At 67.2% G+C, this 542-nt stretch carries 1 protein-coding gene; it reads right to left on the bottom strand.

Features of this window, described 5'->3' with window-relative positions:
* A partial coding sequence (locus AC1D00_RS44700) for an ATP-binding cassette domain-containing protein (protein ID WP_477015158.1) occupies window positions 1–542 on the bottom strand: 542 nt, incomplete at both ends.

The raw sequence follows: 542 nt of genomic DNA, 5'->3' as shown, positions 1-542 counted from the left end.
GGGCCTGCGTGTAGGGATGCCGCGGATTCCTGAACAGCTCGTCCTTGCTGGCGATCTCGACGATGCGGCCGAGATACATCACGGCGACGCGGTGGCTGATATGGGCGACCACGGCGAGGTCGTGGGCGATGAAGAGGTAGGAGAAGCCGTGCTGGCGCTGGAGATCGATCAGCAGATTGATCACCTGCGCCTGGATCGAGACGTCGAGCGCGGAGACCGGCTCGTCGCAGACGATCAGGCGCGGCCCCAGCGCCAGCGCCCGTGCGATGCAGATGCGCTGGCGCTGGCCGCCGGAGAACTGATGCGGGAAATTGCGCATCTGGTCGGGCCGCAGGCCCACCTGCTCGAACAGTTTTGCGGTGCGCGCCTCCAGCGCCTTGCCGGTCGCAAGCCCATGCACGGCCAGCGGCTCGCCGACGATGTCGCCCGCGGTCATGCGTGGATTGAGCGAGGCGAATGGGTCCTGGAACACGATCTGCATCGAGCGGCGGTGCGGGCGCAGCGCCGCCTTGGAAAGATGGGTGATGTCCTCGCCCCCGAGA

The sequence above is a fragment of the Bradyrhizobium sp. P2_E8 genome, from assembly GCF_056403875.1.
Note: the sequence above shows the minus strand (reverse complement) of the source record. Positions and strands in the feature narration are given on the sequence as shown.